We start from the raw sequence: 7,162 nt of genomic DNA, 5'->3' as shown, positions 1-7,162 counted from the left end.
CCCGCTTACGCAGATCATTGGAAATTGGTCGGACCATCGGATGCTGGCCTCCAGCCCAGCCAGCATCTTGAATCATAGTCGTCCGAAATCGGGAATCCCTTCCGATTCAATCAAGCCGTGAACCGCTCTAAATGGCGATTAGCCACCGGTGTACTGAAAAGTCATTCTCAATAAAGCCCGCCTTGTATAGGGGATCCTCCTCCAAAACGCGCCGCGCCTCGCGCTCGTCGTTAGCGTTACAGAGGTACATCCCTGCTTTCAGGCCCTCGAAAGGCCCGGCCGCACGCAGGACGCCAGCTTGCTGCAGCCGTACCAGATAGCCGAGCCGCTCGGAAAACAGTCTCGCAAATTCTTCTGTTTGCCCCAAGGTCATCAATTCCTCAACGGTGGGGGCCTGGCCTACTCTGGTGGCCTTCACCACGGCGGCCCCAACTCCGGGACGAGCGATTTGCGCGGTGAACTCAGATGAGAGCTTGAGAATAATGGCAAAGACCGAGGCCCTTGGCTGCTGTTGAGTATTCATCATCAGAGTCCTACCGCTTTTGCGCTCGACATTCTGGGGTGACGGTCAGCTATGAGGCGATCCGAAAATCGCTTCTAAATTGATCCGGAGTCCTTAGCCAGCAAAAGAGCTTCTTTCGCGGCGTTCTCCGCGTCGTGCCCGCGGATCTGTCCATTCGCCGCCATCCACTTGGCAATGAAGCGGTCTCGTTCAGCCACATCGTCATACTCGGCGCGAAAGAATCTGCCGGTCTCTCGCGCTAATGCTTGTATCTGGCTCGTCCGCGCGAGCCTCGTCCTTTCGTAGGCCTTCAATCGCTTTGAAACGTCTTTTGGCTTGGCGCCTTCCAGAAACACGGCAAGCGTGAATCCGTCTTCTATGGCTTGCGCGGCACCCTGTCCAAGATGGGGCACCATTGCGTGGGCAGCGTCGCCAAGCAGCGCGGCGCGACCGGCACACCAATATGGCAGGGGCGCCCGATCATAAATGCCCCAACGGAACGTCGAGTCGAGAGCGCCTATTGTTTCCAGCACGGGATCATCCCAACCCGCATATTCGGAGCTTAGCGATTCCAGGTCACCCGGGGCCGTCCAAGATTCCTCTGAATCCAAATTGGTTGGGACAAAAGCGACCATGTTCATCAATCGGCCGCTCGAAACCGGGTAACATAGGAAACTGCGGCCTTTCCCGATCCACCGTGACATTCGACCTCCAATGTCTTTCGCCCAAGAAAGCTTGTCGGTCGGGATCAGTCCTCTGTAAGCCATTATTCCTTCGCTCGACGAATAGGTTTTCAATCCGATTTCTCGTTGCAAAGCAGAGTGGATGCCGTCGGCTCCAATCACGACATCAGAATTGACCGTCGCGCCGTTCGAAAAGCTCAAGCAGACGCGACCATCAGTTTCGCGGGCCCCAGACAGCCGATGCCCCAAGTGGAGAGTGGCTTTCGGCTGAGCGTTGGCAAGCAGCTTAAGAAAATCTGCTCGATGAACATTATAGCTCTGGATACTTGTCGAGGGGGTCGTCGACGCATTGATGAGTTCACCAGTCGAAGTCCGCATCACTTGGCCGGTGATCGGACAACCGATTTTCTCGATCTCATCCGCAAGGCCGAGACGATTGAGCAGAAGCATTGCATTGGGATAGATGGTAACTCCAGCGCCGATCTCTCGCAGTTCATCAGCCTGCTCAAAGACCGTTACGCTCAATCCGCGCGCTCGCAAGGCGAGCGAGGTCGTCAAGCCACCGATTCCACCGCCGACGATGGCGATTTGAAGTCCCCTGGACATCACCTCCTCCTGGCGGACCGTTACTCAATCTAACAAGTCGCCAATCCAAGCAAGCCCTCGCGCCTGAGGCGAGCATATCCGCTCCGGGTCCAAACGCGACCTCGTTCGATCCTAATGTTTGTCCGCTACGCCGTGAAAGGCGGAAATTTACCTGATGAGCGAAGATGTCAGTTTGGGCCCAACAGCGGCATTCGGACATCAGACCACCCGCGTTTTCGTTGCAGCGCGGCAGGGGATGATGAACTTGGTAGACGCGCCAAGCGGCTTGGCGCGCGGCACTGTCTTGACCAACAAACTGCCGAGCTCTTGCCGCCGATCGCCGCCGTCGGTTGTTTTCCTATCACCATCGTGGGCCTGATCATTGAGACCAGCCATTCGGAGGCAATCATGCTGCTCGGCTGGTGGCTCGTGGGCTACGCCATCGTGGTCCGGTTCGGCATCGCCTACGGCATCGCGGTGCAGGCGTGACTGCCGCCTAGGGGGGCGCGATCGTGACCATGGCGGTGCCGGCAGTTGGGGGTGTGGCTTCCGCGCTCGCGCCAGGGGCCGCTCGGACTGGGGCCAAATCGCGGCGCTCGTCTTCACGCTCGCCAGCGGTGGGCTGGCGACAAAGTCCTAGCGCATTAGCCCTCCGGTACGCCGGCCATGCGCATACCGTCGTAAAAGCGCTCACGCCTGGCAAGCCACACCGGAGTGGCACGAACCCACGCGTTCATGCGGTGTCGATGGATGGTAAATCCGGGATCGAGCGCCAATCCGGTGTCGGCGCTGGATCGAGCCTCCCGCAGATCTCCCGTCATGGCCAGCGCGCCAGCGAGGTGAAAATGAGAAAGCGTGTAATTTGGATTGGCTTCAATACTGCGGCGAAGCCAGTCCAGCGCCTCCAGATCGCTGCCGCCGTGCAACTTGGCCATGCCGGCAATCATGAACCAGAGAAAGGCACGCGTGTCGCGCGGGGACAGCCGCAGCGCCTCGTGGATATGCTCCTCCACCTCCTCATTGCGCCCGAGCGCATGCTTCCCAAGCCCGAGGAAGCCGTGAGCATCCGCCAGATTGCGATCGAGCGCCAGCGCCTGCCGACACTCGGCGAGGCCATTGGCGGCGCGGTCGGTCCGGATTTGAACGGCACCGAGAAGCATGTGTGCTCTCGGATGGTTGGGGGCGCGCGATAATACGCCGCTTAGCGTGCTTTCCGCGGCCTTGAAGTGCATTGGCGCGTCATCGGTCATGAAGGATGCACCCAGCGCAATATCGACATGAGCCGCGGCCACTGCCGCTTCGATGTGGCCGGGATCGAGCGCCAGCGCGCGCATGAAGAATTCCCTAGCCCGCGCCAGGAACACAGGCGTTATGCCCCTGTTCTGCCAAGCTCTGCCCTGGAAGTACAGGTCCATGGCATCCGGATGCGGCGAGCGTTCCGCGCGCTGCGCCTCGGCCTTGATGAGTTCGGCGTTCAACGTGTTGGCCAGCCGGGATACAATCTCATCCTGCATATCCAGGAGGTCGGCCGCCGGCTTGTCGAAGCGCTCCGCCCACACCTGGGCCCCGGTTTCCGTGTCGGACAACTGGACGTTCAGGCGAAAGCGGCTGCCGCCGCGCTGGACCGATCCCTCCAGCACGTAACGCACCTTCAGTTCGCGGCCGATCTCCCGCGCATCCACCGCCCTTCCCTTGAAGGTGAACGCGGTGTTGCGGCCGATGACGAATGAGCCCGCGATGCGCGACAAATCGGTTGTAAGGCTGTCAGTCACGCCGTCGGCGAAATACTCCCGCTCTGGATCGCCGCCGAGGTTTGCAAACGGCAGAACAACGATGGATAGCCGCGGGATCGCGGATGGAGCAGACGATCTGCCGGGAGAGGGACCGGGCGCCGCGGCGATCGATGGGCTTTGGCCGGCAACCGGTTCTTCGTTCAGCGCCAGCATGTAGCCGCGGCGGGGCAGAGTCCTCAGGGCCGTCCGGCCCGTTTCGCCGAGCGCGCGCCTGACATCGCCGATGGCCTGGACGAGGGAATCTTCCGTGACCTCGCAGTCGGACCAGACCTCGTCCAGGATTTCGCTTTTGGCTACTAGCTGTCCTGCCCGCGTCGCGAGCAACCGCAGCACCAGCCAGGCCCGCGGGCGCAATGGCACGACGTTGCCGCGCTCGTCGATCAACAACTCGCGGGCGAGATCGACAGTCCGGTCCCCGACAACAATCGAGTGCTGCGATGACTTGAGCAAGGATGCCTCGTGGCGGCCGTTTTCGGAAAATTTCGGCAAAACTTCGGGACGCAGGGCCGATTGTACAGCAACATAGCGCGGCGTGGGATGGCAAGGCTTGGCAGGCAGGCAGGCAATCCAGGAAGCGCAGCGAGCAGGAGGCTGTCCATGATCCGTCCGGTGATCTTCGCTGCCTTAAGCCTTTCAGTTTTCAGCCTTTCGCCAGCTGCCGGGCAGGACAAGAGGTACGGCCCGGGCGTGACCGATACCGAAATCAGGATAGGCCAAACGGTACCGTACAGCGGGCCGCTATCCAATCTGAGCGGCTTCGGCCGGGTGGAAGCGGCCTATTTGAGAAAGATCAACGCCTCCGGCGGCATCAATGGTCGCAAGGTGACGCTTTTGTCACTCGACGACGCCTTCATGCCGTCGAAGACCGTCGAGCAGACGCGAAGGCTGGTGGAGGGCGATGGGGTTCTTGCGATCGTCGGGTCCTTCGGCAGCCCGACCAATCTTGCGGTGGCCAAATATCTCAACAGTCAGAGGGTGCCCCAAATTCTGCTCCTTGCAAGCAGTCCCAGGTTGAATGATCCGGAAAAGCTGCCATGGACGACGACGTTCATGATGCCGCAGCCGGTCGAGGCCAAAATTTACGCGGAATATCTGCTGCGAGCGCGGCCCGACGCAAAGATCGGCGTCATCTACGAGAACGACGACGTGGGGAAAGGACAGCTTGCCGGCTTCAAGGCCGCTCTCGGACCAAGGGCGTCAACCATGATCGTTGGCGAGGCCGCGTACGACGTCACGGAGCCGACGATCGATTCGCAAATCGTGGCGCTCAAGGCCTCTGGCGCCGATACGCTGTTTCATGCCTCCAACGCGCGGTTCGCCGCGCAGGCAATCCGCAAGGCCCACGAACTCGGCTGGAAGGTCCAGCACGTTTTGCTGTCCGGCGCCAGCGGCATTTCCACGGTCATGCGTCCGGCGGGCGTTGCTGCGTCAGCCGGCGCAGTCACGGCGCTCTGGCTGAAGTCACCGGAGGATCCGACCTGGGATGCCGATGACGGCATGAGGGAGTATCGGGCATTCATGAAGGAGTGGGCGCCGAATGAGCAAATCGAGGAGTCGGTCTTCGCATACTCGACCGCCCAGATGATCGTCGAGGTTCTCAGGCACTGCGGTGACGATCTCTCTCGCGAAAACCTAATCCGTCAGGCGACCAATATTCACGACGTTCAGCTCCCTATGTTCCTGCCCGGGTTGACGATCAATGTCTCGCCTTCAGCGCGAATTGGATGGCGAAAGGCCCGCATGGCGCGCTTCGACGGTAGCAAATGGGTCTTGCTCGACGACGTCATCGGTAACTGACGCCGCAAAGACAGGCCGTGAGGAAGACGGCCGAAAATCGGATGGATGCCAATGAGCGATCGGCTGAACATTGCCATTGTTGGAGCTGGAATTGGCGGGCTCAGTGCCGCGCTGGCGTTGGGCGCGCGAGGCATGAACGTCGCGGTCTTCGAAGAGGCGGTGTCGCCACGCGAGGCCGGCGCGGGAATATCCATCCCTCCGAATGCGGCGATACTGCTCAAGCGCGCGGGACTGTGCGACGCGCTCGAGAAGATCAGCACCAGGAGCCAGGGGCTCACAACGCTGCGAACCTCGCGGGGAGAATTTGTTCCGAGGCCTCCTCCCGTCGAGATGCAAAGCTATCTGATCCACCGCGTCGAACTCCTCGCGATGCTCGGGAGCGCGGTGAAGGCCCCGGTGCACTACGGCCATCGATGCATCCGTGTCGAGGAAACCGAAACCGGCGCGCGGCTGGCCTTTGCCAACGGCGCGGTCCACGATGCGGATCTGGTCATCGGTGCAGATGGCATCCATTCGATGGTGCAGCGCGAAATCGGCCTTGTGTCCCGTCCGTCGAGCGAAGGCATCATGGCCTACCGGGGCCTTGCGCAATCGGAAAAACTCCCATGGGCCGCAGACCTGCGTGGCCTGAACATGTGGATTGGGGCCGGCCGCAGCCTGATTTGCTTTCCGGTTTCCCAGGGGCGCCTGATCACCGTTGTTGCGTTCGTGCCATGCTCTCGTGACATGGAGGAGACCTGGTTCGCGCCGGGTGATGTCAAGGCACTTGCCGCCGAGTACGAGGGCTGGGACGCTCCCGTGCGGGAAATCATCGCAGCGCTCGATCAGACGTTTCGCTGGGGTATCTACGATCGGCCACCTTTGCCGTATTGGTCGAAAGGTCATGTGACCCTTCTCGGCGACGCTGCGCATCCGATGGTACCGCATTTTGGCCAAGGCGCCGGGCAGTCGATTGAAGACGGCTTTGTACTCGCCGTCTTGCTTGAGCACGCGACGCGCGACGAGATTCCCGCACGGTTGAAAGCTTACCAGGATCTAAGGCTCGAGCGTACGAGCCGGATACAGGCCGCTTCGCGCAACGCCGGCAGATTCTACCGGTCCTTGGGCGAAAATCACTCGGACGAAAGCAAGCGCGAGTGGATGTCGGCGGTGGATTGGATATTTCCCTACGACGCCGAGCAAGCGGCGGCGTCGTTGCTGTAGAGTGACTTGGTCAGCGTACAAGCGCACACTCGGCTGGGGGCAAACGCGCCTAGCGGAGGCTTGCGCTTTGATGATCTTTCGTTCCGAGAATCCGTTGCGTTGGCCCAGGACCCACGATGTCAGGCCATGTTCGCCGACTCGGCTTCCGCGGCCTTGCGTCGCGCAGCTTCCATCCTCGCGGCGCTCAACGTGTTGGCCAGCAGACAGGCGATGGTCATCGGTCCGACGTCGCCCGGGACCGGGGTGACCGCACCGGCGACCTCCATCGCCTCGTCGAACGCGACATCGCCGACTAGTTTTTCAGTGCCGGATCCGAACCTGGTGCGAGTGATGCCGACATCGATCACCGTCGCCTGCCGACTTCTTGATGTCGGCTTCGCCTCGAAGCGACTGCTTTCTTGCGCACGTTCGAAATGCGGCGGGGCGCCAAAAGCCGGTCATATTGCATCCGCTTGATCCGATATTTGCCATCGATCGCATCTTGGGGATGGTCGGGATCCTCCCAAGTGCGAACCTTAGCGTCCCGAAAAACGGGACTGAGATCGTCGGTCGGTTTAAAGTCGGTAGATGTCCGCCTTGGGTCTTGGCCGTGCAAAAAA

6 protein-coding genes and 1 pseudogene are annotated in these 7,162 nt (G+C 60.8%); 3 read left to right on the top strand and 4 right to left on the bottom strand.

What is annotated here, in order from left to right; all coding sequences use genetic code 11:
- Positions 1-127: 127 nt before the first annotated feature.
- Positions 128-523, bottom strand: coding sequence for a YciI family protein (locus tag JQ586_RS37520; RefSeq protein WP_212399675.1), 396 nt, complete (start codon positions 521-523; stop codon positions 128-130).
- A 74-nt stretch (positions 524-597) separates the two neighbouring features.
- Positions 598-1,791 carry an FAD-dependent monooxygenase gene (locus JQ586_RS37515; protein WP_212399674.1) on the bottom strand — a complete coding sequence of 398 codons (1,194 nt, stop codon included), beginning with the start codon at positions 1,789-1,791 and terminating at the stop codon, positions 598-600.
- A 114-nt stretch (positions 1,792-1,905) separates the two neighbouring features.
- Here JQ586_RS37515 and JQ586_RS37510 point away from each other — a divergent pair, with 114 nt between their 5' ends.
- Positions 1,906-2,259 carry a hypothetical protein gene (locus tag JQ586_RS37510; protein ID WP_212399673.1) on the top strand — a complete coding sequence of 118 codons (354 nt, stop codon included), beginning with the start codon at positions 1,906-1,908 and terminating at the stop codon, positions 2,257-2,259.
- A gap of 155 nt (positions 2,260-2,414) precedes the next feature.
- On the opposite strand, the gene JQ586_RS37505 is transcribed toward JQ586_RS37510, so the two are convergent.
- Positions 2,415-4,013: a winged helix-turn-helix domain-containing protein gene (locus tag JQ586_RS37505; RefSeq protein ID WP_249148628.1), complete on the bottom strand. Its 1,599-nt coding sequence runs from the start codon at positions 4,011-4,013 to the stop codon at positions 2,415-2,417.
- Positions 4,014-4,160: 147 nt separating this feature from the next.
- Between JQ586_RS37505 and JQ586_RS37500 the strand changes: the two genes are divergently transcribed.
- Together JQ586_RS37500 and JQ586_RS37495 are read left to right on the top strand one after the other, a co-directional pair.
- Positions 4,161-5,360 (top strand): ABC transporter substrate-binding protein, encoded by a 1,200-nt coding sequence (locus JQ586_RS37500; RefSeq protein WP_212399672.1) that lies wholly within the window; start codon positions 4,161-4,163, stop codon positions 5,358-5,360.
- A 51-nt stretch (positions 5,361-5,411) separates the two neighbouring features.
- On the top strand, positions 5,412-6,563 hold the full coding sequence (locus JQ586_RS37495) for an FAD-dependent monooxygenase (protein WP_212399671.1): 1,152 nt from the start codon (positions 5,412-5,414) through the stop codon (positions 6,561-6,563).
- 119 nt (positions 6,564-6,682) lie between these two features.
- Here the strand turns inward: JQ586_RS37495 and JQ586_RS37490 are convergent.
- Positions 6,683-6,916, bottom strand: a pseudogene (locus JQ586_RS37490) (bifunctional methylenetetrahydrofolate dehydrogenase/methenyltetrahydrofolate cyclohydrolase); the annotation flags it as partial.
- Between the last annotated feature and the right edge of the window lie 246 nt (positions 6,917-7,162).

It is taken from the genome of Bradyrhizobium jicamae (genome assembly GCF_018130215.1).
Lineage (GTDB): Bacteria > Pseudomonadota > Alphaproteobacteria > Rhizobiales > Xanthobacteraceae > Bradyrhizobium > Bradyrhizobium jicamae_A.
The sequence above is the reverse complement of the archived record's forward strand: the minus strand, read 5'-3'. Positions and strand labels throughout refer to the sequence as shown.